General features: G+C 44.2%; 27 protein-coding genes. 14 read left to right on the top strand and 13 right to left on the bottom strand.

Annotated elements, in window-relative coordinates:
- The 8 genes from N7U62_RS16250 (at position 1) to ric (ending at position 6,559) form a co-directional block, all read left to right on the top strand.
- The gene (locus N7U62_RS16250) at positions 1-1,143 is read left to right on the top strand and encodes a hypothetical protein (protein ID WP_264139071.1); all 1,143 of its coding nucleotides are present in this window, start codon (positions 1-3) and stop codon (positions 1,141-1,143) included.
- Positions 1,140-1,577 carry a GNAT family N-acetyltransferase gene (locus N7U62_RS16245; protein ID WP_264139070.1) on the top strand — a complete coding sequence of 146 codons (438 nt, stop codon included), beginning with the start codon at positions 1,140-1,142 and terminating at the stop codon, positions 1,575-1,577. Before N7U62_RS16250 ends, N7U62_RS16245 begins: the two co-directional genes overlap by 4 nt.
- A 2-nt stretch (positions 1,578-1,579) precedes the next feature.
- Positions 1,580-1,909 (top strand): TfoX/Sxy family protein, encoded by a 330-nt coding sequence (locus N7U62_RS16240; RefSeq protein WP_264139069.1) that lies wholly within the window; start codon positions 1,580-1,582, stop codon positions 1,907-1,909.
- Between the two features lie 71 nt (positions 1,910-1,980).
- Complete coding sequence (locus tag N7U62_RS16235) at positions 1,981-2,955, top strand: Kelch repeat-containing protein (RefSeq protein WP_264139068.1); 975 nt, start codon at positions 1,981-1,983, stop codon at positions 2,953-2,955.
- Positions 2,956-3,057: 102 nt separating this feature from the next.
- Positions 3,058-4,209, top strand: coding sequence for a gluzincin family metallopeptidase (locus N7U62_RS16230; RefSeq protein WP_264139067.1), 1,152 nt, complete (start codon positions 3,058-3,060; stop codon positions 4,207-4,209).
- 35 nt (positions 4,210-4,244) lie between these two features.
- The gene (locus N7U62_RS16225; protein ID WP_264139066.1) at positions 4,245-5,249 is read left to right on the top strand and encodes a M1 family aminopeptidase; all 1,005 of its coding nucleotides are present in this window, start codon (positions 4,245-4,247) and stop codon (positions 5,247-5,249) included.
- Positions 5,250-5,363: 114 nt separating this feature from the next.
- Positions 5,364-5,789: an RrF2 family transcriptional regulator gene (locus N7U62_RS16220; protein WP_264139065.1), complete on the top strand. Its 426-nt coding sequence runs from the start codon at positions 5,364-5,366 to the stop codon at positions 5,787-5,789.
- Between the two features lie 47 nt (positions 5,790-5,836).
- Positions 5,837-6,559 (top strand): iron-sulfur cluster repair di-iron protein, encoded by a 723-nt coding sequence (gene ric / locus N7U62_RS16215; protein WP_264139064.1) that lies wholly within the window; start codon positions 5,837-5,839, stop codon positions 6,557-6,559.
- 86 nt (positions 6,560-6,645) lie between these two features.
- Here the strand turns inward: ric and N7U62_RS16210 are convergent, their stop codons facing one another.
- Genes N7U62_RS16210 through N7U62_RS16200 form a run of 3 tightly spaced genes read right to left on the bottom strand, consistent with a single transcriptional unit; the run spans position 6,646 to position 7,731 of the window.
- Complete coding sequence (locus N7U62_RS16210; protein ID WP_264139063.1) at positions 6,646-6,993, bottom strand: HepT-like ribonuclease domain-containing protein; 348 nt, start codon at positions 6,991-6,993, stop codon at positions 6,646-6,648.
- Positions 6,986-7,333: a nucleotidyltransferase family protein gene (locus N7U62_RS16205; protein WP_264139062.1), complete on the bottom strand. Its 348-nt coding sequence runs from the start codon at positions 7,331-7,333 to the stop codon at positions 6,986-6,988. Before N7U62_RS16205 ends, N7U62_RS16210 begins: the two co-directional genes overlap by 8 nt.
- 26 nt (positions 7,334-7,359) lie before the next feature.
- The gene (locus N7U62_RS16200) at positions 7,360-7,731 is read right to left on the bottom strand and encodes a DUF1801 domain-containing protein (RefSeq protein WP_264139061.1); all 372 of its coding nucleotides are present in this window, start codon (positions 7,729-7,731) and stop codon (positions 7,360-7,362) included.
- A gap of 66 nt (positions 7,732-7,797) precedes the next feature.
- On the opposite strand from N7U62_RS16200, the gene N7U62_RS16195 reads away from it, so the two are divergent.
- From N7U62_RS16195 to N7U62_RS16185, 3 genes are all read left to right on the top strand, one after another.
- Positions 7,798-8,454, top strand: a complete 657-nt coding sequence (locus N7U62_RS16195) for an NAD(P)H-dependent oxidoreductase (protein ID WP_264139060.1) — start codon at positions 7,798-7,800, stop codon at positions 8,452-8,454.
- A 174-nt stretch (positions 8,455-8,628) separates the two neighbouring features.
- Positions 8,629-9,624 carry an aspartate-semialdehyde dehydrogenase gene (locus N7U62_RS16190; protein ID WP_264139059.1) on the top strand — a complete coding sequence of 332 codons (996 nt, stop codon included), beginning with the start codon at positions 8,629-8,631 and terminating at the stop codon, positions 9,622-9,624.
- Positions 9,625-10,059: 435 nt separating this feature from the next.
- On the top strand, positions 10,060-11,241 hold the full coding sequence (locus N7U62_RS16185; protein ID WP_264139058.1) for a class I SAM-dependent methyltransferase: 1,182 nt from the start codon (positions 10,060-10,062) through the stop codon (positions 11,239-11,241).
- 1 nt (position 11,242) lies between these two features.
- On the opposite strand, the gene N7U62_RS16180 is transcribed toward N7U62_RS16185, so the two are convergent.
- Positions 11,243-12,004, bottom strand: a complete 762-nt coding sequence (locus tag N7U62_RS16180) for a hypothetical protein (RefSeq protein ID WP_264139057.1) — start codon at positions 12,002-12,004, stop codon at positions 11,243-11,245.
- A gap of 176 nt (positions 12,005-12,180) precedes the next feature.
- On the opposite strand from N7U62_RS16180, the gene N7U62_RS16175 reads away from it, so the two are divergent.
- The 3 genes from N7U62_RS16175 to N7U62_RS16165 all read left to right on the top strand — a co-directional run bounded on the left by N7U62_RS16175 (position 12,181) and on the right by N7U62_RS16165 (position 14,587).
- Positions 12,181-13,263 (top strand): sensor histidine kinase, encoded by a 1,083-nt coding sequence (locus tag N7U62_RS16175; RefSeq protein WP_264139056.1) that lies wholly within the window; start codon positions 12,181-12,183, stop codon positions 13,261-13,263.
- On the top strand, positions 13,260-13,964 hold the full coding sequence (locus N7U62_RS16170; RefSeq protein ID WP_264139055.1) for a LytR/AlgR family response regulator transcription factor: 705 nt from the start codon (positions 13,260-13,262) through the stop codon (positions 13,962-13,964). The genes N7U62_RS16175 and N7U62_RS16170 overlap by 4 nt, the downstream gene beginning before the upstream one ends.
- Before the next feature lie 77 nt (positions 13,965-14,041).
- On the top strand, positions 14,042-14,587 hold the full coding sequence (locus N7U62_RS16165) for a YfiT family bacillithiol transferase (protein ID WP_264139054.1): 546 nt from the start codon (positions 14,042-14,044) through the stop codon (positions 14,585-14,587).
- A gap of 285 nt (positions 14,588-14,872) precedes the next feature.
- Here N7U62_RS16165 and N7U62_RS16160 read toward each other — a convergent pair whose 3' ends face one another.
- The 9 genes from N7U62_RS16160 to ectB all read right to left on the bottom strand — a co-directional run bounded on the left by N7U62_RS16160 (position 14,873) and on the right by ectB (position 22,881).
- Positions 14,873-15,703: a peptidylprolyl isomerase gene (locus tag N7U62_RS16160; protein ID WP_264139053.1), complete on the bottom strand. Its 831-nt coding sequence runs from the start codon at positions 15,701-15,703 to the stop codon at positions 14,873-14,875.
- Entirely contained in the window at positions 15,700-16,623 is a 924-nt protein-coding gene (hemC, locus tag N7U62_RS16155) for a hydroxymethylbilane synthase (RefSeq protein ID WP_264139052.1), read from the bottom strand. The genes N7U62_RS16160 and hemC overlap by 4 nt, the downstream gene beginning before the upstream one ends.
- 8 nt (positions 16,624-16,631) lie before the next feature.
- Positions 16,632-17,759: a DNA polymerase III subunit gene (locus N7U62_RS16150; RefSeq protein WP_264139051.1), complete on the bottom strand. Its 1,128-nt coding sequence runs from the start codon at positions 17,757-17,759 to the stop codon at positions 16,632-16,634.
- On the bottom strand, positions 17,756-18,931 hold the full coding sequence (locus N7U62_RS16145) for a GlmU family protein (RefSeq protein WP_264139050.1): 1,176 nt from the start codon (positions 18,929-18,931) through the stop codon (positions 17,756-17,758). The genes N7U62_RS16150 and N7U62_RS16145 overlap by 4 nt, the downstream gene beginning before the upstream one ends.
- A gap of 71 nt (positions 18,932-19,002) precedes the next feature.
- Complete coding sequence (locus N7U62_RS16140) at positions 19,003-19,248, bottom strand: type B 50S ribosomal protein L31 (protein WP_264139049.1); 246 nt, start codon at positions 19,246-19,248, stop codon at positions 19,003-19,005.
- Between the two features lie 224 nt (positions 19,249-19,472).
- A complete protein-coding gene (locus tag N7U62_RS16135; RefSeq protein WP_264139048.1) occupies positions 19,473-20,090 on the bottom strand; it encodes a MarC family protein in 618 nt (205 codons plus the stop codon).
- Positions 20,091-20,185: 95 nt separating this feature from the next.
- Positions 20,186-21,058 carry an ectoine hydroxylase gene (gene thpD / locus N7U62_RS16130; RefSeq protein WP_264139047.1) on the bottom strand — a complete coding sequence of 291 codons (873 nt, stop codon included), beginning with the start codon at positions 21,056-21,058 and terminating at the stop codon, positions 20,186-20,188.
- Between the two features lie 171 nt (positions 21,059-21,229).
- Positions 21,230-21,619 (bottom strand): ectoine synthase, encoded by a 390-nt coding sequence (locus N7U62_RS16125; RefSeq protein WP_264139046.1) that lies wholly within the window; start codon positions 21,617-21,619, stop codon positions 21,230-21,232.
- Positions 21,616-22,881, bottom strand: a complete 1,266-nt coding sequence (gene ectB, locus N7U62_RS16120; RefSeq protein ID WP_264139045.1) for a diaminobutyrate--2-oxoglutarate transaminase — start codon at positions 22,879-22,881, stop codon at positions 21,616-21,618. The genes N7U62_RS16125 and ectB overlap by 4 nt, the downstream gene beginning before the upstream one ends.
- Between the last annotated feature and the right edge of the window lies 1 nt (position 22,882).

The following is a 22,882-nucleotide window of genomic DNA, read 5'->3' as shown; positions in this document are numbered from 1 at the left end:
ATGTATGTACAGCGCGCACAACTCAACTGGATCGATCAGGGCATATTTGCCCTCTTCGTGCTCAATCTCGGCCTCTTGCTCTATGCCAATTGGTATGGTTTAGGTCTGGATTTAGAATCCGAGGACTACTGGGCCGCTGCGACTCATCTGGGCGATTATTTTCAAAAGACCCCTATCGAGGGCAAGGTCATTAATCGACCTCCGGTTTTTCCTATATTGTTAGCGCCCCTATCCAGCATGGGTGTCTTTGGGGCCAAGGCATTGATCCTACTACTATTTACCCTGATCTCCTGCCTCTATTACCTTTTGATCAAGCGTTATATCTTTCAGCCTGCACTGCAGCTCTTTGCCTTTGCACTGTTTTCCTTCAGTATACCCATACACCTGGTGCACGCCTTCGTCTGGACCGAGTCGCTGGTCATGTTTTGGGTCCTGATACAGTTTTTTCTGATTTTGGAGGGCAAACGAAAACCCTGGATGTACTTCCTCTGGTTGCTGCTGGTAGGTATAGTGGCTGTGGAGACCAAAAATGGATACATGCTGATGGTGCCGGGTATCGCACTGGCCTGGCTCTACAAACAGCGCTCGTGGGTGGGGCTCATTCAATCTGGCCTATATGGCTTGTGTATGTATCTGAGCCACAGATTTGTCAGCAGTCAGTTTGTGGGCATGGATACCCATGAGGTACTGGCTAAGACTACAACTTTGAATCTTCAAGCCAATTACATCGATGTACTCACGGGCTGGTTTGTTCCGCTCCATATCCCTTTTGCGCTGCGCATTACTTTGTTTGTGGTCGTGGGATTGGGGTTGCTCTACCTTTTTGTTCGTCATCGTGTTTACCAAAATCAAGATTGGGTCATCGCCATGGGCGTGTTTTGGAGCTTCTTCTTGCTGCACTCTTACTTTTCGCACCCCGACTACCACGAGAGTGAGCGCTATCTCAGTACCGTCTATCCGATTTTTCTTTGGTCTTTGATCCGCTTTTTGGATATTGGGATGAAAACGGATGCATTCATTCGGGAACTGAAATGGAGAAACCTGAGTTTCGTATTACTCTTTGCCTGGTTGCTTTATTCCTTTGTCAGAGTGCTGTCCAACGATATCCTGTGGCATCAGAGTAGATCATTGTTCGAATCATGAGAATAGAAAAAAAGACTTTTGACGAGTTGAGTACGCGCGAGCTCTATGCGCTGCTGAAGTTGCGGGTAGACGTATTTGTGGTGGAGCAAAACTGTCCCTATCCAGAGCTGGGAGATACCGATGAGGTAGCGATGCACTTTCTGGGCTATGAAGGGGAGCAACTGGCGGCCTACCTGCGTACCTACGAAAGGACCCCGGGCGAATATGGCATAGGTCGCATCGTCACACAGATGAACCACCGAGGCAAAGGACTGGCAGCTGAGCTGATCCGTCTAGCCATGGGGTACATCAAATCCCTACCTGGGGCTAAGAGAATCGTGGTTCAGGCTCAATCTCATCTGGTAGACTACTACAGTGGATTTGGCTTTTCGGTCTGCTCTGAAGAGTACCTGGAAGACGACATCCCTCATACTGATTTGGATCTAAACTTATAAATATGGCCTACAATGAAGAAACCGCTGCTCGAATCCGGCAGCATCTGCAACCCTACGGAGACATCATTACAGAGAAAAAAATGTTCGGGGGATTGAGTTTTCTCTACAAAGGAAAAATGAGTGTCGGGATTGTCAAAGAGGATCTTTGTGTGCGTGTATTATCACCAGGAGATCAGGAGGAATTAAAAAAGCCTGCTGTACGTCCTATGGATTTTACAGGCAAGCCGATGAAAGAAATGATTTTTGTGTCCCCAGCCGGATTTCAGTCTGAAAGTGATCTGGCCTATTATATCAATTTGGGCATTGCCCATGCAGAAAGTAAAACCAAATAATTTAAAATACGCTTAACCTTTAAAGGAGTCAACCCAGACTATTCCTAGCTATATTTGAAATAAAACCAACAATGATCAGACCTGTTATTCTTTTTGTTATTGTGCTTTTGAGTTTTACCTCTTCAGCTCAAAAAAACGCCTATGTGGTATTTAAAAAGGCCAAGAAAATGCCCAAGCCGGTTTTTGGGGCTGCCTATTGTTCTGATGGCACCAAGGCCATAATTGCTGGAGGACGTGGTTATGCTGGGGTCAATTCCTCTGATATCTTGATGTATGATGCTGCTTTAGGCGATTGGCTTGACCTGTCTCCATCGAGTGATATGGATCCTGTTTTTTTCGGTACGGCGGTCTATCTGGATGATTATAAAAGTGCTTTGTTTTTGGGAGGAACGAAACAAGATAAAAAGTATATCTATCTGGAAGACAACCTGACCTACTACGATTTGAGCACCCTTCAAACCAGAAGTTTGGGACAAAATCCCATTGCCGCCAAGCTTCAGGGCGCGGCGTACTGGAAGGGCAAAGTATATATCTTCGGAGGATCTAAAAACTCTGATGGGAAGACCATACTTTATAACCCAGAGCTCTATGCATATAGTTTACAGACCGGTGTGATGGACCAATTGGCGGCATTGCCAGTGGCCAAAGAAGTAAGAGGTGAAATCATAGATGGGATGCTGTATATCGTAGGGGGCTATTACCAAAAAGCGAGTAACCGGGTGCATCGCTATGACCTGGCCGAAGACAAATGGGATAAGGTGGCCGAACTGGATAAACCGATATCCGCTTATGCTATGGTCAAATATCAGCATTATTTGATTTTGGTCGGAGACTACAAAGAGCTGGATCGAATGGTGGTTTTTGATACGAAAACACTCACTGCCAAGACTTTCAAAATGAACTTTAAAGGGCGACATGCAGCTGCTGCTGTTCTCAATAATGAATTGCACGTTTTTGGGGGATTCAATCCTGAAAAGGATGATCGGGTCGCTTCTGACCAGCACTGGAAGCTCGATTTGGATCAGTTCTTTAAATTCAATTATTGATCACTCAGACCTCTGCCATACGGTGGCGGCCACTCATAAAAAAATAGGGTTTTATTCTGATCATATGTTCTATTTTTAATCGAACAATATGATTTCAGTTTTATGAGAAAGATCTACATGATGATGCTGTCCATGCTTTGCACAGTGGCCTGGGCGCAAGACAAAGGATACCAGGGTAAGTTCGAACCCATCGATCGACTGATTGCTCCCCCGAGTGTTTATCGTACCGCCTCGGGTGCTCCGGGCAAAGAATACTGGCAGCAACGTGCCGACTACAAAATCAAAGCAGAGATCGATGAGTCTACTCATGTATTGACCGGATCGGAAACGATTACTTACTATAACAATTCTCCTGATGAGTTGAGCTACCTATGGCTGCAGTTGGATCAGAATGTCAATAGAGAAGAGAATGAGGATTTTGGTGAGTACTATAGCGTCAGAGATTCGATGACTTCTCAGCAAATGCAGTATTTGCTGCGTCCGATCGAGTTCCCAGCGGGATATACCATCAAATCCGTAAAAGATAGTGACGGCAAGACCTTGAAATCACTTGTGAATAATACCATGATGAAGGTAATGCTACCAGAACCGTTGGAGCCGGGAACATCGATTTCTTTTTCTATCGAATGGTCTTACCCTATCACGGATCGATCTAACTATTTGCTCTCTCGAGAAGGATATGAATATTTCCCAGGAGATAACAATGCTGTTTATTTGATTGCCCATTGGTTTCCTCGCATGGCTGTATACAACGATACGGAGGGGTGGCAAAACAAGCAGTTCCAGAAGTTGGGAGAGTTTGCTCTGGAGTTTGGTGACTATGAAGTGGAGATTACCGTACCGGCCGATCATTTGGTTGCCTCTACTGGTGAGTTGCAAAACGAAAAAGACGTATTAAGTAGTACTCAGCGTCAAAGATTGGCAGAGGCGAGAAAATCCTTTGACAAGCCGGTGATGATTGTGACTCCAGAAGAAGCGGAGGCCAACGAAGCGGAAAAAGCGAGTGGCAAAAAGACGTGGAAGTTCAATGCTGAAAATGTACGTGACTTTGCATTTGCTAGTTCAAGAAAATTCATTTGGGATGCACAGGCCGTAAAACTCCCAACCAATACTACGCTGGCCATGTCTTTTTATCCGAAGGAAGGATTGCCTGTATGGAGTGAGGAATCTACCAAAGCGGTCGTTCATGCGGTGGAGGTTTACTCCGAAATGACTTTGTCAACACTTCCAATATCGGGATGGAGTTCCCCATGATCAGCTTCAACGGAGGCCGACCCAAAAATGGGAAGATGAGTGAGGCAGCTATGATCGGTATGATCAGCGTGATCGTACATGAAGTAGGCCACAACTGGTTCCCGATGATTGTGAGTTCGGATGAGAGAAAATGGATGTGGATGGACGAAGGGTTGAATTCCTTTGTGGAGCAGGTGACCATGGCTGAACGTTATCCTCAATACCACAGTTTGGTGCCGCAGGATATCGTGCCCTATATGAAAGGGAATCAGGACGTGATGCGCCCCATCATGACTACTTCTGATGTGGAATCTTTGAGCCGATTAGGTGCCAATTACTACAACAAACCGGCTGTGGGTCTTCAGATGTTGAGGGAGACCATAGTTGGAAGAGAGTTATTCGATCAGGCTTTCAAAGAGTATTCGACTCGCTGGATGTACAAGCACCCGAATCCGGGAGATCTTTTCAGAACGCTCTCTGATGCGACTGGTACGAACATGGATTGGTTTATTCGCGGCTGGTTCTTCACTACAGACAATGTGGATATCAATCTGGACAAGGTGAAATGGTACCAATTGAAGGAAGAAGAAGTGAGCGTGGAAAACAAAGGCAAGAAAGTAAAGTCTAAAATCAGTGGCTCCTCTGATGAGAGTTCGGAATCCAATGACTTTTCGAATGGTCCTGAGCCTTTTGCTGTGAGAGCCACTCCTGATAGCCACTATGGTGGGTTCTTGAGCAGAATTGATGAAGCGAAAATGCGCGATCAGCTGTCAGGTAAGAATATCTATGAGTTGACTTTTACAAATGAAGGAGGCCTGGTCATGCCGGTCATTATTGAGTGGACATATACCGATGGCAGCAAGGAGGTCGAACGACTTCCTGCCGAAATCTGGCAGCTCAATGAGTACAAGGTGAAACGTACTTTCCTCAAGGACAAAGAAGTCTCCAGTATCAAAATCGATCCTAACAATGAATTGGCAGATGTGAACCTCTCCAACAATTCCTTTCCCCGAGCGGAGGAAAAATCGGAATTTGATGAGTTTAAAAAAGACAGTAAATAAAAACTGAAACGGCCTGCTGGTAATTAACAGCAGGCTTTTTTGTTTCTTAATTAAGGACAAATTAGTCTTTAATTAAAATTTTGATTTACTTTGCTATGCAATAACAGATAAAGGATGTTTTCAAAGGCTTGTGAATATGCGCTGAGGACGATGATTTACCTCAATTCAATGAAGGCTGACAACCAAAGGGTTGGCCTCAACGATATAGCTGCGGCCATTGATTCACCTGTTTCGTTTACCGCAAAGATTCTCCAGCAATTGGTCCGAGCACAGCTTTTGCTGTCAGTTCGTGGGCCACATGGGGGATTTGTAGTGGTAGATCGCAAGATCAGCTTGCACGAGATCGTAGTGGCCATCGACGGGCCTTCTTTGTTCAAAAATTGCGTGGTAGGATTATCAGAATGCTCTGAAACCAAACCATGCCCGCTACATCACAAATTTGTGGATATCAGGAAGAGCCTGACTGATGAGCTAAAGAATACCGTTTTGGACGAGCTGAATGAAGATGTTTTGCAGGGAATGAGTTATTTGAAGGTGTAAAAAAATTTAATTAAATAAAGGATAAAAAGGTCTTTAAATCTATAAATATGGAAAATCTGGCAAAAACAAAAGTAGGAAAGATCGTAGCGAGCAACTTTCGCACATCTACAGTGTTTACCGCACATCAGATAGACTTCTGTTGTGGTGGGGGTATTACTTTGGAAGAAGCTTGTAAGGATAAAAATCAGGATCTGCAGCAGGTGATAGAGGAACTGGAAGCTTCATTCGCTATTCGGGATCAGAAAGAATATGCGCAGCTGCCTCTGGATCAACTCATAGACGAAATCATCGACGTACATCATGCTTATGTAGAAAGGACAACCATTCCCTTGCTGACCTATCTCAATAAGCTCTGTCGAGTACATGGCGAAAGGCATCCAGAGCTGAACAGTATTTATGAATTATTTACTGAGACAGCTGGCGCACTGACACAGCACATGAAAAAGGAGGAGCTCATTTTGTTTCCATTTGTGAAAAAGATGTTGGCCGTTTCGAAGGAAGGGGGAGAATTACCAGAAGCCGTGTTTGGTCACATAGACAATCCGATCACGATGATGGAGCACGAACATGATACAGAAGGAAAAAGACTAAAAGAGATCGCTGAGATATCGAAAAATTACTCTTGCCCTCCTGATGGATGTCAGACCTACAAGGTGACTTATGCCATGCTGGAGGAATTCGAACAGGACTTGCACAAACACATTCATTTGGAAAACAACATCCTGTTTCCGGCTGCTAAAGAGCTTTATCAAAGACTAACAAAGAGCTAGTATTTATCTGAAGGGATGCTTTCGTGAAAAGGTATGGGAAAAACATCACCAAGCATCCAAAGCCAGTTCGAGAGAGCTGGCTTTTTTTAGTTTTCTTCAATTAATTGACTGATTTCCTTTTTAAGAATGGGTAAGTGATTGATTAAAATGGACCAAATATTTTCATCGGATACATTGTCATAGGCGTGAATAACTTGATTTCTTGAACTAATAATGGCTCTAGAAGCAGTTATTCGATTAGAGATATCGTAATTTCTTTTCAGAATTCGGTTCATCGCCTCACCTATTATTTCGAGATCTCTTTCCACCGCTCTTTTGAGCATTGTATTCCCTTTGTAGGCAAGAAAGTCTTTTGGATGATATTCGAAATATTGATCTATTTCTTCGATGGCTTGATGAATGTCATAGAGCCATTTCAAAATTCTTTCATCCATAAACAAGAGACTTGTTTTTATTAATGGATTGAATAAGAATAGGGTTTCGAAGACTTTGTTCTTCAACCAAATCTACCTCTCTGCCAAATAGATCTTTAAGTTCAGATTTGAGTTGAATGTAATTATCAAAGTAGTCGGAGAGATCAAAATCCTCGAACTTCACTAGAAGATCAATATCGCTATTGGAGTTTAGTTCATCTCTGGTAGCCGAACCAAAAATATGCAAAGACTGGACATGATGTCTTTTACAAATGCTATTAAGTGCTTCCAACTTACCTTGAAGAACCTTTTTCATATAGTAAATATACCTAAATCCATCAGAGATTAATAAAATTCCCATTCAGTGCCAATTCGTTTCATCTCTATCTACCCCAACCTCATCGGCTTATGTTCCACCATCTCATCCAGAAGATAGGCCTCCTGTAGAATGGCATTGAGTTGCTCTTCGTTGATTTCTTCTGCACTGTGGTAGGTGATTCCGGCCATGCGTTTGCGGTCTTTGAAATCCAGTGATCCATCTTCGTTCGACAATTCTCTGGCTCGCCAGAATACGATTTCTACACCGCCATTTTTCAATGGATTCAGGTGACAAAGCGGGCTTTTCATTTTGTAGTATGGTACGCTGTAGCTGATCTTACCTGTTACTTTTGGATGATTCGTGATCATGCGATGCAGGACTTGGAGTATGTCTGCCTGATGTGCGGGCTTTTCGTGGATGTAACTTAGGACTGCGTTCATTATGGTTCTGTGAATTGATGTAGTTCACGATATTTGCCTAAGTTAAGTTCCATTAATAAAACATCTATGACCAAAGAAGAAATACTCGCCGCATTCCAGTACCGCCATGCCTGCAAGGAATTTGATCCCAACAAGAAGATTTCAAAGGAAGATTTTGAATTCATCCTAGAGACGGCTCGTTTGTCTCCGAGTTCTTTTGGTCTGGAGCCCTGGCACTTTGTGGTGGTTCAGGATCCTGAGTTGAGAGAGGACTTGAAAGAAAATGCCTGGGGCGCACCAAAGAAATTGGATACGGCCAGCCATTATGTTTTGGGACTGACGATGAAAACGCCTCTGATGAAATGGGATTCCGACTACATTCAGGATTTTATGATCAATGTGCAGCACCATCCTGAAGAGGTGAGAAAAGGCAGAAGTAAGTTCATCGAGCAGTTTCAGAAGTCGGATTTTGATCTGAGCGACGACCGCAAGCTCTTCGACTGGGCCTCCAAGCAGAGCTATATCGCCATGGGCAATATGATGACGGCCGCAGCGATGATCGGTATCGATAGTTGCCCGATAGAAGGTTTCAAGCAAGAAACGACAGAAAATATCCTGAGAGAAAAGCTTGATATCGACACAGAAAAATTCGGAATCTCCTACATGATCGCCTTTGGCTATCGCGTGGTAGAACCGCGCGAAAAAACCCGAAGACCGATGAATGATGTGGTCACCTGGAAGTGATTCGAAATCTAATCTGTTATAATATTGATAGTGTCAAGGTAATGAGTTAAAATATTAACAGAACCGTTGGATTCTTGACGATTCTTAATGAACTGGGCAGATGAGCGTTGCTTCTTGCTTGATTTCCAGTAATTTTGCCAACCTAAATTAGACACGAACTAAAAGGAACATATAATGAAACTTGCAGTAGTAGGAGCAACAGGACTAGTAGGGAACGAAATACTAGAGGTGTTGAAAGAAAGAAATTTTCAATATGATGAATTGCTATTGGTAGCGTCTGCGCGATCAGTAGGTAAGGAGGTAGAGTATCAGGGCAAGACACACACGGTGATTGGTCTGGAGGATGCAGTGGCTGCTAAGCCAGACATCGCGATCTTCTCAGCAGGTGGAGGCACTTCTACAGAGTGGGCTCCTAAGTTTGCTGAAGTAGGCACTATCGTCATCGATAACTCTTCTGCATGGAGAATGGACCCAACCAAAAAATTGATCGTACCAGAGATCAATGGTGACGCGATCACTATCGATGATCGTATCATTGCCAACCCTAACTGTTCTACCATTCAGATGGTATTGGTTTTAGGACCTCTTCACAAAAAATACGGCATCAACCGTGTGATTGTATCTACCTACCAGTCCGTAACAGGATCAGGTAAAGGAGCAGTAGACCAAATGATGGCTGAGCGTGCAGGCGAAGAGCCAGAGATGGTTTATCCTCACAAGATCGACATGAACGTATTGCCTCACATCGATGTATTCCAGGACAATGGATACACCAAAGAGGAAATGAAAATGACCAACGAAACGGTCAAAATCCTAAGAGACGAGAAGGTAAAAGTATCGGCTACATGTGTGAGAATCCCAACTATGGGAGGTCACTCTGAGGCAGTCAATATCGAGTTTGACAATCCATATGATCTGGAGGAGGTAAAGACTATCTTATCTAAAGTGCCAGGCCTTGTGATTCAGGACGATGTAGCTAACAATGTGTATCCAATGCCATTGACCGCTCACAAGAAAGACGAGGTATTCGTAGGTCGTATCAGAAAAGATGAGTCTAAAGAGAATGCGTTGAACCTGTGGATCGTAGCGGACAACCTAAGAAAAGGTGCTGCGACTAACGCCGTTCAGATCGCACAGTATGTGACTGAAAACAATTTGGTATTGAATTAAGCACTATCCCTGAAATGTCAATTCAGGGGGTTAAGAGTTAATAGATAAAAAGTTATTAGGTTCATTAGACACTGACATTTCTAATAGCGCTGACAAAGTGGTTAGATATTGCAGATTCGCTTGACCAATTAACTAATAACTCATTTCCCTATTAACTCCTGCATTGAAAAATGCAGGCCAAGACATTCCTATTTTAGCTAAGGCTGGTTCGGATTTATATAAATTTGGGCCAGCCTTTTCTGTTATCCTGGTTTTTGCAAAAGCAAAACCAGAGTTAATGGTTAATTAGTTATTGAGTAAATAGGGGGTTGATTTTCGTTTCAAATTTGACGTAAACTCAATAGCCCATTTGGTTAGTCTGTTCGAATAGAAGACTCCAAGATATTTATTTGATACACAAACTAATAACTGCTGAATGGAAAAATTCAGGATTATATGATCAATAGTCTCAGTAAACCGGAAGTCAGGAAATTTATCCAGGAGCATCGCCTCGATGATCCTGCGCAGCTGGTACTGAAGGCCGGAAAAAACACTGAGTTGCCGATCCGGGAGATCGCTCATCAAATCAAATGCTGGCAAAAGGCGCGGCACAAACTGCCCACTCTGGTGGCCCATGCTGATCTGATCTATCCACCCGGCGTTTCGCTCGAGCAGAGTTCGTCAGAAGCCACGGCCCAGTACAAGGCACGCTTGATTTCAGGCCAAAGCCTGACAGACCTGACAGCCGGGTTTGGTATCGATGCCTATTATCTCTCCCAGCGTTTTGAGCAAGTGATCGCCATAGAGCAAAATCCTGATTTGATTCCAGTTGTCGAGCACAACCTGGAACTATTGCAGGCTGGAAACATCCGATACGTTCGAGGGAATGCAATGGACTATCTGAAGGAAGAAAAGGAACCCTCCGACTTTTACTTTTTGGATCCAGCTCGCCGCGATGGTGCCAATCAAAAGGTGCATCTGATCGAAGATTGTCAGCCTAATTTGCTAGAGATTCTTCCCCTACTGAAGCAGCGCAGTGCCAAAGTCCTGATTAAACTGGCACCTCTGCTGGATATCCAGCAGGCCCTGGATCGACTACCGAATGTTAAAGAAGTGCATGTCGTGTCTGTAGACAATGAATGCAAGGAACTGCTCTTCCAGATTGATTTTGAATTTGAGGGAGAGCCAAAGGTGGTAGCTAGTAATTGGGTACAAGAAAGCTGGGATCGCCTGGAATTTCAGTATTCTGACGAAAGGGAGATCGCCTCATTTAGCCAACCGATGAAGTATATCTATGAACCGAATGCCTCTATCATGAAGGCGGGTGCCTTTACTTCCGTGGGGAAACAATTTGGCCTGAGCAAGCTGCATCGCAATTCACATCTGTACACCAGCGAAAAAGTAGTAGCGGGCTTTCCCGGTAGAGTGTTCGAAATAGAAGCTGTAACGGTACTGAATAAGAAGAAGCTCAAACCCTTTCTCCCCAACAACAAAGCCAACATCACCGTGAGAAACTACCCCAATACCGTGCAGGAAATCCGTAAAAAAACCTCCATCAAGGACGGAGGTTCAGTTTATCTTTTTGCTACCACACTGATGGACGGCAGTGCCAGTGTGCTGGTTTGTAAAAAGTGTTGAATTATTCCACTATTTCTTCGAAAAGCTTCAATAGTGCTTCTTCACCCGCCAGTTTTTCTTTGATTGCGGATTGTAGGTAGCCTGGGATTTTTTCTCCGTCTTTCAGTTTGCCTTTTACATCAGTCAGCATTTCTATCAGTTCGTCTTTGTCCTCACGATCCATGCCTTCTACTGTTTCGATCAGTGCTTCGATTTGGCTAGCCTCTTGTACATTTGCTAATTTCTCCAGCTCTCTGCTTGATTTACTTTCGATGCAGGCGTTGTATTCATCCATGATTTTGTAGAGATCGTTGCGGCCATAATCACCATTTTCTACTTCGTTTTGGACCTCTTCGCATTCAACCAAAAATTCAGCAAGCTTCTTCTTAAAACCAATGTTGCTAACGATATGCTGTTGGCCGTCTTTGCTCACCAGTAGTTTGCCTGCGTATTGGCTGTTGTTGGTCGACTGGTCAATATATCGATAGAGGCTGAGGAAACTCCCTTCTTTTTCTACCTGTACAAATTGATAACGGCCATTGAATTTGATGGGGTAGTATTTTTGATTTTTGTCCTGGATCACTCTGATTTCAAATGCATCAAAGTATTTCTTTTCCTTTCCCATTTTGATTCTGACACGGTCTACCTGATACTGACCCCCGAGCTGGATCGATAATTTACCCTGCAGGGTGTCCAACTGGGTAGTTACCAGATAAGATTTCTTTTGTGCAGATATGTGAAATGAAAAACTAAGAGAAAGTATGATAATAGCAATGATGCGCATAGTCTGAAATTTTTGTCAAGCTTAAAAAAAATATTTTAAAAATGAGGTAATGTCCTTTGCTTTCTGACTGGCAGATCGAAATCAGACCCATTTAGGCTTGCTTCTCCATTCTGCAGTAATGGTTCTTTGTCCTCTTCAATTGGCTTTTGGTCGGAACGAAATCAAAATAATATGCTTTGGCACGTATATTTGTTAGGATGGGAAAACTCGAGTCGATTATTCGCTTTTTGTTTCAGCATAGATGGGCGAGCCACATATTCTTTTGGCTATCCTATGTGTGCTTTTATGCTGTACTGTGGGGCAGCTACGACGAGCAGTACCTGATGAGTTTCAATGTGCAGCTGATGTTTCTGCCGGTGAAGATTCTGGTGACTTATTATACGCTGTACATCCTACTCCCTAAATATATCCTGAGAGGTCGTTGGTTGCCGTTCATCTTTTTGTTCATCGCCTCTTCGTTTACGGGAGGGACGATCTACCGACTGATTGCCTACTACATCGAGTATCCGCTGTACTATCCAGAGTATATCGATGGCAATCCGCTCAATTTTTATAAAATCATCAAAGGAATACTGGGCATATACACGGTGGTTTTCCTGGCGCTGGTGATCAAGTTGCTCAAATATTGGTATCAAAGCCAGCAGGATCGTCAGATACTGGCACACGAAAAACTGGATGCAGAGCTGAAGTTTTTGAAGACCCAGATCCACCCTCATTTTCTCTTCAATACCTTGAACAACCTCTATGCCCTGACGCTAAAGAAGTCGGACTATGCTCCTGAGGTGGTACTAAAGCTATCAGACCTGATCAACTACATGCTCTATGAATGCAATGCCCCTAAAGTACTGCTGGACAATGAGCTGAATTTCATCAAAAACTACATAGAGATCGAGCAGATGCGCCATGGCGATGACCTGGACATCAAAGCCATGATAAATGGCGATAGCACCAATGTATACATCGCACCGATGATCTTGTTGCCATTCGTGGAGAATAGCTTCAAGCATGGTATCAATGAGGAGTTGAATAAGTCGTGGATTGATTTTGACCTGACGGTGACGGATCACGAAATGATACTGAAGCTGGCCAATAGCAAAAGCCAAACGCAGCAGTTGAGACAGGGAACACAGGGCATCGGTCTGAAGAATGTAAAACGCCGACTCGAGCTGCTCTACAAAAACGACTATCATCTCCATATCGATGACCAACCCGGGTCCTATACTGTCGTATTAAGAATAGCCTTAAAGAAAGTACAATGAAGATCAAATGCATAGCCGTAGATGATGAGCCACTGGCGCTCGAAATAATTGAATCTTATGTAGAAAAGATGGAATGTCTGGAGCTCGTCGGTCAATTTAGAAACGCGGTGAAGGCCTTTGACTTTCTGCAATCTGGTGCGGAAGTGGACCTGATTTTTCTGGATATCCAGATGCCACAGCTCACCGGGATCGAGTTTCTGAAGTCCCTGCATCACAAACCCAAAGTGATATTGACCACCGCCTACCGCGACTATGCGCTGGAGGGATTCGAACTGGAAGTACTGGACTATCTGCTGAAACCCATCTCTTTCGACCGCTTTATGAAGGGGGTGTCCAAGTACAAGGCTATTATGCCAGAGGAAGTACAACTGGCAACCGAGGAGGACACTTTCATCTTCTTCAAGTCAGACAAAAAGAACATCAAGATCCGCCTGAAAGATATACTCTACATCGAGAGCATCAAGGATTATGTGAAGATCCTAACCCCTGAGAAGGAAGTGGTGACCCATCAGAAAATCAGCGAGCTAGAGCTGAAGTTACCAGAAAGCGATTTTATACGCGTACACCGCTCTTTCATTGTCAATATTCCTAAGATCGAATGCTACTCTGCATCGGAGATCGAGATGCTGGATCATAGTGTGCCCATAGGCCGAAACTATAAAGTGGATGTTTTGGAGCGATTGGGTAAAATTGTATTATGATAGATGTTAGACATTAGATCCTAGACTTTTAGATTTGATTCTAGCAGTCTAAATTATACACCTAACATCAAATTGATATGAGCGAAAGCACAATGTACTCACTCAAATACCCGATAGGGGAATTCGAAAAACCGGCCCAAATCACAGCTGAACATATATCGCAATGGATAGAAGATATCGAGCGATTTCCGATCAGAATCAAGGAACTGACTCATGATCTGTCCACTGAGCAGCTCAAATGGCCCTATCGACCTAGGGGTTGGACCATCAAGCAAGTGGTGCATCACTGCGCGGACAGTCATATGAATAGCCTCATGCGTTTCAAATTGGCTTTGACGGAAGAATTACCGGCCATTCGACCCTACTTCGAAGATCGGTGGGCTGAGTTGGAGGATTCTCTGGACGATGATTTGAGTTATACTCAGATGCTGCTGGAAGGCCTACACTACCGCTGGGTCAAATTACTCAAGAGCCTGACTGCTGATGATTTGAAGCGAGAGTTCGTACACCCGGAGCATGGTCAGCAATTTTCTTTGGCCGAAAACATCGGTATCTACGCCTGGCACTGCAATCACCATACAGCCCATGTCAAGCAGGCATTGGAGTTAAAAGGGGAAAGTTAGAAAGTGAAAAGTTTGTCATCTAGGTCGTAGAGGTTTCGAACCTCGGCGACTCTTCGAAAGAGTCTAGTACCCTGATAATTTGGGTCTAAAAACCTGAAACATCCATGTTTCGACCCTCCCGACGTTCCCGAAATACTGAAACACCCATGTTTCGACCTTTCCGACATCCCGGAAACGCTGACGCACGCATGTTTCGACCTTTCCGACATCCGGGAAACGCTGACGCACGTATGTTTCGATCTTTCGGAGGTCTCCGAAAGGCTGGCGCACGCATGTTTCGGCCAATTACTTCTTCTCTGGATACTCGTACCCGTAGAGCTTGGTGATTTTTCTTTTGGGTAGTTTTTCCACTTCCATGGTCAGAAAGTAGTCTTCTACTGGTTTGTCGGCACGACCGGTTTTTACTGCGGCGATTTTGTCGATCACATCCAGACCTTCTACTACTTGACCAAACACGGTGTATTCAAAATCCAAATGTGGGGCTCCTCCCTTAGTGGTGTAAGCTTCTTTTTGCTTATCCGTCAGCTGGATCGGCTCAAACTCAGCAGCGATTTGCTCCATCACTACAGCGATGATAGAATCTACCGCGACCTGATTGCCTTCTTTCTGGAAGCTTTGAGCTGCCTTTAGGTATTCCTGGTTTTCAGGTCTCTGGATCACCTTGCCCATGTTCAATTGGTTCTCGTACGCCTCTATTTCTTCAGGCGTATATTTTTTGCCATCCACGATGTAGAATTGGCACCAGCTCGATGCTTTCTTAGGATTGACCCGGTCTCCCTGACGGGCGGCAGCCAGGGCGCCTTTTACGTGCAAGTATCCCTTGTCAAGCTCTGCAGGAATGCGTTCGCTTTTGTTTTCGCCAGTCTTCATGTCGATACCGCCTCCCTGGATCATAAAGTCTTTGATCACGCGATGAAAAATCGTACTGTCATAGTCGCCAGATTCGGCTAGTTCGATGAAGTTGGCTTTGTGTAAGGGCGTTTCGTCATATAGCAGGACCTTCATGTCGCCAAAGCTGGTGTGAATGGTGACGATGTAGTCTTTTCTGTCGTTGGCACAGGATACCATGACTAAAACAGCCAAAAAGGCCATAGCTAGTGAGATCTGTTTTTTCATTCTGCTTGTTCTTTTCTGATTTCTTCTAAAATTTCCTTTCCACCATTTTCCAGGATGTAATGAGCCAGTGTTTCGCCTGCCTTCAGTCCTCCATCCAGGGTGGTATTGCAGGTTTTGGCTACTTCTCTTTTTCCATCCAGGCTGATGATACCGCCAGTCAGGCTCAGGGTGTTGCCCTCTATGGTTGCTCGGCCGTAGACGGGTATGCTACAGCCTCCATTCATGACTTTGAGGAAGGCACGTTCGGCCAGTAGTATCGTTTCGGTGGTGTCGTCATTCACTGCCTTGCGGATCAGCTCTTTCTTTTCTTCGGAGATGCCCGTATACACTTCTATGGCTACCGACCCTTGTCCCACGGCTGGCACGAATTCTTCGAGATCAAACTCATGCACCACCATATGATCAAACTCCATGCGATGCACACCTGCATAGGCGAGCCAAAGCGCATCGCAAGCTCCATCTTTCATTTTCTGAATGCGCGTCTGTAGGTTGCCACGTACAGGTACGGTCTTTACATGAGGGAAATGCTTGTGCAGGCAGGCGATTCTGCGCGTTGAGGATGTCCCTAAGACCAGGTCTTTTTGATTGAGGTCGATGGACTTGTGACTGACCAGTACGTCGTGCTCTTTTTCCCTTTCAGAAAATGCGATCAGCTCGAACCCTTCTGGCAGAGTGGAGGGCATGTCTTTGGCGCTGTGAACGGCTATGTCGATTTCTCCGTTTTTCAGCTTTTCTTCGATTTCTTCAGTGAAGACCCCTTTGCTACCGATTTTTGAAATGGTGACATTCAGAATCTTGTCTCCTTTTGTTTCGATCTTTACGATTTCACTATCTACGCCCAGTTCTTTGAGCCTGTCCTGCACGAAGTAGGCTTGCCAAAGTGCCAGTTTGCTTCCTCTTGTCCCTATTCTGATTTTCATCGTCTATCTTATTTTGCTGTCATGATTCTACCTATCGTTAGCGATAGGTCCATGAACAATATTTTTACATTGGCATTTCTATCGAGATGATAGGATGCCTGATTGAGCTCTTTACTGATTCTTTCGAGCTTGTCTTGACTCAGCGCCTTCCCAAAATTAGTCACAAAGCCCTGTTCGTCGGGATTCAGTTTTTTGGTTTCTTCTGGCATGTAGGCCGTCAACAGCGCATGTCGGATCATGTTGATGGCATACTGCAGAAATAGCTTCTGAGCCGTTTTATTCATTTTGAAAAATTGATCGGTCGAGCTGGTGATGGCCGTATAGTCTTTGGTCCAGCATTGTCTCATCCAATCCCGAAACAGCGCATGCGAATCGTCCTCTGCACTGTCTATGTTTTCGATGGCTCGCTTGATGCTACCTTCTGCCAGCATGGCGATTTTACGAGCGTTTCCTTCTTCTAATCCTTTGCTCTCTACCAGATAGCGCGTGATTTCATCGTCGCTAAAACCGGGTACTTTGAATAGCTGACATCTGGATAGGATGGTGGTCAATAGTTTCTCATAATCGCAGGTCACCAGCAGGAAAAGCGTTTTTTCTGGTGGTTCCTCGAGGATTTTGAGGATACCGTTGGCCGCAGAGACGTGCATGTACTCTGGTAGCCAAATGATCAGGACTTTGTACTCTGCCTCGAATGCTTTGAGAGAGAGTGATTTGATGATATTTCGGCTTTCCTCTTTGGAGATGTTGGCATTTTTGTTTTCTGCTCCGTAGTGGGTGCTCCAGTTTTCGAGAGAGCCGTATTTGTTGTTTTCGAGGTAAGTGCGCCAGTCTCTAAGGTAGCTGGAGCTGACGGCATTTTTTCCTGTGATGTTTTTGGTTGGGCTTACGGGATAGACAAATTGCAAATCAGGATGCACCAACTTGTCGATCTTGCTACAGTTGCTGCATTCGCCACAAGAATCCGTTTCAGAGGGGTTCTTGCAGTTGATGTAGGCCGAATAGGCCAATGCCAGGGCAAGGTTGGCTGATCCATGCTGACCATAGAATAGCTGGGCATGCGCCACATGATTGTTTCTGATGGCTTGGATCAGCTGTTTTTTGGCACTGTCGAGTCCTGGTATGTCCGCAAATCTCATGAGGCCTTGCTATTCGTTTCGTAAATGTGTTTCAATAATTTTCGATCCTCGTCGGTAAAACTTCTGTTCTTACGATCCATCACGATCTCTACTGTCTCCATGGCTTTGTCAAAGTCATAGACCAACATGGATCGCACACCACCCCAGGTGAAAGAGGGGATGCGCTTCTTTGGAAAACCCGCTCCATATACATTGGCGCATACGCCTACGGTGGTCCCCGTATTAAACATGGTGTTGATGGCTGCTTTGGAATGATCTCCCATCACTAGTCCACAGAATTGCAGTCCTGTATCTAGGTAGTCCTGGCTCAGTTCGTCCCACATCTCCACATTGGAGTAGTTGTTTTTCAGGTTGGAGTTATTGGTATCAGCGCCGAGGTTGCACCATTCTCCGAGTACAGAGTTGCCCAGGAAGCCATCATGTGCCTTATTTGAGTTGCCGTAGAGGATGGAGTTAGAAATTTCACCTCCGATTTTACAACCTGGTCCGATGGTACTTCCTTCTCTGATCTTGGCGTTCATGTTGATGCGAGAGCCCTCACCGAGGTAAAAGGGTCCCCGGATGGTAGCACCTTCCTGGATCTCTGCGTCTTTGGCCAGATAGATCGGACCTTTCTCTGCATTGAGGATGGCTGCCTTGATTTTCACCCCTTCTTCCAAAAAGACATTTTCTGCTCCATAGACGATCGTGTGTGGGTCCTCTATTTTGGCGCTGGTCTTCCCCTCAGTCAGTAGATCAAAGTCCTTTTTGATTTCCTCCGAATTGTTGAGGAACATATCCCAGGCTCGGTTGATGTGGGTCAAGGGGTCTTCATAGCTCACTTTCTCCTCGGATATATCAGGCGTTTGACTATAGCTGAAGCCTCCTTTCGCTGCTATGAATAGGTCGTTTTGATAAAGCGACTGGTCCATTCTTAAGTTTTGAATGGCGTGTATCAGGCTTTCGTCGGGGCATAGGGCTGCATTGATGATCAGGTCATAGCTTTCCGCAATAGGAGGGAAAAGTGCTTTGAGGCTGTCGTCAGTCACGAAGGACAAACTTTGACCCAATCGCTTCTCCCATTTTTCACGAATGCTGAGAATGCCGATTTTGAGGTCGGATATAGGTCTGGTAAGCGTAAGAGGGAATAATCTGGACCGCTGATCCGGCAGGTCGACCAATGCTATGTTCATAGGGGTAAAAATAAAAAAGTCTCCAAGAACTAAATCTTGAAGACTCCATATTTTGAATCCAAATTAGTGGATTACTTCTTTTTGTATCTTTTGTTGAACTTCTCAACTCTACCAGCAGTATCCACAAATAGTTTCTTACCTGTGTAGAATGGGTGAGAAGCAGAACTTACTTCTATTTTGATCACTGGGTATTCGTTACCGTCTTCCCACTTGATCGTTTCGCTAGAGCCCATAGTAGACTTAGTCAAAAATTTGAAGTCGCTAGATGTATCGAAGAACACTACATCTCTGTACTCTGGGTGAATATCTTTTTTCATTTTATTATGGTTTTAATGGCGCCCATGGTTTTTGCCATGAACTAATTATTTTTTCGTTTCCAGTCCTTTTTAGAAAAGGATTGCAAAATTATGCACAGACTTGATGAAAACAAACCTTTAATAAAAATACTTTTCTCTATATCAAGGCTTTATTGGCCTGAATTACAGAAAATAAGGCCGACGAAGTAGAATTTCGTCGGCCTAGATGTGCAATAATGCAACAGTTAGAATTTTCCTACCCAGGTTTTGACCCCATTCATGATCATTTCGATCGAGAATGTTCCGATCAATAGAGCTGCCACACGACCGAGTATATCGATGTATTTCAGCACCAAAGATTCGTTTCGGGTTTTCGCTCGGGTGTAAATGTTTTTCAGAATAATCACTGTAGTGATGCAGATGACCAGCGAGATCAATATGATGATAACAGCTGGAATGTAATCCAGACGTTGTCCTACCACGATACTGGCACTGATCGTACCAGGTCCTACCATGATGGGCATGACGATCCCACCCTGTACGTATTCTGGTTCTCCTCTCAATTTTTTGATCGCTTTGTTTCCATCAAAGACATATTTGATACCTGTGATCAGGAAAATAATACCACCGAAGATCTGAAAAGAAGCAAAATCTGCCTTGAATACCGTGTCGAAAATTTCATTGCCTAGTATGGCAAATGTGATGTAACAAGCTCCGCTGATCAATCCTGCACGGATCAACATTTTGGCGAAGGTCTTGGCGTCTAATTCTTCAATCAAGTCTATAAGATAGACGATGAGTAAAAAGGGATTCAGCATGAAGAGCATCAGCCCTAACGAGTCGTAAAAAACGTCGTTGAACATTTATTGTATTGGGGTTTTGATGATAAAAAAAGGTTAAGATATGCCATTTCGGACTTACCATAACCCTTTTTAGAAAATGTTAATTTTTAGTTCAGTTACCGATGCGCAATAAAATCCGGTCGTGGACTTGTTCCACCAAAAGGGGCTTCCAGTCTATTGGATTTCGCATTGAAAACAAAGAAGATATTTCTTCTCGGCATGGGTGAAATATTACTGCTTGATCCATGCATGGTGTTGCAATCGAAAAGGATGACTGATCCCGGTGGACATTCCGCTACTTCGATTCCACATTCCTCGTAGAGGGCTTCCAGGCTTTCTTCATCCGGAACACCGTACTTCTGTCTGCGCAAGGAGTTTTTGTAGTGGTTCTCAGGCGTCTTTCCGATGCAGGACACATATTTTTTGTGCGAACCCGGCATCAGCATCAGCGAACCATTGTAACTTTTGTTTTCTGTCATGGTGATCAGGCAGCTTATGGCTCTCATTCGCGGCATACCATCCTCCACATGCCAGGTTTCAAAATCCGAGTGCCAATAGAATTCCTTTCCACTAAAGCCAGGCTTAGCATTGATCCGGGCCTGATGAATGTACACCTCCTCATCCAAAAGATATTCTACCTTTTTTCGGATTCTAGGATCTTCAGTGAGGGCTTGATATTTGCGGCTAAATGTATGGGCTGCAAAAATGGATCTTACGATTCTGCTTTCGGGCTCCTGAATGAATTCCTCTTTGACTCCCAGAATAGGATCATCAGCTAAGCGTTGAAATTCCTCGTTGTAATCTTCTATTTCCTCTGCTGAGAAAACATTCTTGATGATTAAAAATCCTTTTTTCTCGAAGCTCTCGATTTGCTGTTGGGTCAGGGCGGTTGTCGGCGCCCCCTTTTTTGCATAGACCACAGGATCATGTCGATCGATCCATCGGGCTGTCGAGTCCGTTCTTGATGGATACAAGTCTTCAATTACCATATGTGTATCGGTTTGATGTAAAATTCAGTTGATGTTATCTATTTGTTTAATTAATAATTTGATGAATGCTTTATAAAGCAGAATGAGAAGATTTTAACCGGCCTACCAGGCTAGTTAATTCCTTCTCATTCCTAAATATGTAATTCACCTTTTAGGTGATCAAAAAAAGAACTATTCGTCTTCTACCAGAGCATAACTACCATCTGCCTGGTGTTTTTCCTGACCTGTTACGGGTGGGTTAAACACACAAAGCATGGTCATTTCAGTATATCCTTCCAGAATGTGATGATCGTTTTCGTTGAGCGCGTACATGGTGCCTGGCTTGATTTCCCAGGACTCACCCGTCGCTAGAGAGGTGATTTTACCTTCTCCCTTGGCACAGTAGACTGATTCAAGGTGGTTTTTATAGTGCATCTCTAGTTTGGCTCCTTCTTCAATGATCGTCTCATGAAACGAAAATCCCATTCCATCTTTTTTCAGCAGGTATCTTCTGCTGATCCAACCGTCAGATTTCACTTCATTGCCTGCCGCCTGGACTTCTTCTAGCGTGCGTACTATCATGCTAATTCTGCTTGTTTTATTGTTTCAATTGCTTTTTCGAATATTTTGATTCCTTCATTGAGGTAATTCTCATGAATGTTCAATGGAGGGAGGAACTTGATGATATTACCATCAGATCCACATGTTTCGATGATCAGTCCATTGCTGAATGCTTCGGCTGTAATGCTGCTGGCGGTTTCTGCATCTGTACATTCTACAGCTGCGATCAATCCTTTTCCTCGTACATCTTTGATGATGTCTTTGTGATCCTCGCCGATTTGATTCAAAATTCTAAGAAGTTTGGCTGATTTGCCTTTGATCTCCTGTGTGAATTCATCGTCTTTCCAGTATTTGATGATGGCTTCTGCAGCCGTCACAAAGGCAAGGTTGTTACCTCTAAAAGTACCTGTGTGCTGACCTGGCTTCCAGTCATCGATTTCTGGTTTGATCAATAGCAACGACATAGGCAGTCCATATCCACTAAGTGATTTAGATAGGGTAACCATGTCTGGGTATATACCAGCATCTTCGAAACTGAAGAAATTACCCGTACGTCCACATCCTACCTGGATATCGTCTACGATCATCAAGATGTCGTGCTTTTCAGTAATTTTTCTCAATTTCTGAAGCCACTCTTTAGGTGCTACGTTCACACCGCCTTCACCCTGGATCGTTTCCAGAATGATCGCTGCTGGTATGTCGGTACCACTACCAGAGTCACTCAAGATTTTGTCCAGATAATCTGCTGAATCAAAATCGCCATCCAAGAAACCGAAATAAGGAATGAAAGTCGTAAACTGATTCAATTCATTCTCTAGTCCTTTTCTATAGTGAGCGTTGGCAGTCAATCTCAAGGCACCTTTACTGTGACCATGGTAGCCATTGGTAAAAGTGATGATGTTGGTACGACCGGTTACGATCTGTGCCAGTTTGATGGCTGCTTCTACTGTATTGGTACCTGTAGGTCCTGTGAATTGCATCTTGTATTTCAATTCACGTGGCTCCAGGATGTATTTATTAAAAATCTGGATGAAATGCTCTTTGGCCTCTGTTGATAAGTCCAATCCGTGCGTTACTCCATTTTTATCGATGTAGTCCATCAACTTCATTTTGAAGAATGGGTTGTTGTGCCCATAGTTCAATGCTCCGGCTCCCGCCAGAAAGTCGATGTATTGTTTGTGGTCCGTATCGTGGATCACTGCTCCGTTTGCGCTTGTGAATGTTACGGGGAAACTTCTACTATACCCTCTTACATTCGATTCGTGTTTTCTAACCTGTTCCATT

The organism is Reichenbachiella ulvae (assembly GCF_025833875.1).
Classification (GTDB): domain Bacteria; phylum Bacteroidota; class Bacteroidia; order Cytophagales; family Cyclobacteriaceae; genus Reichenbachiella; species Reichenbachiella ulvae.
This window is presented reverse-complemented; position numbering and strand designations above follow the sequence as displayed.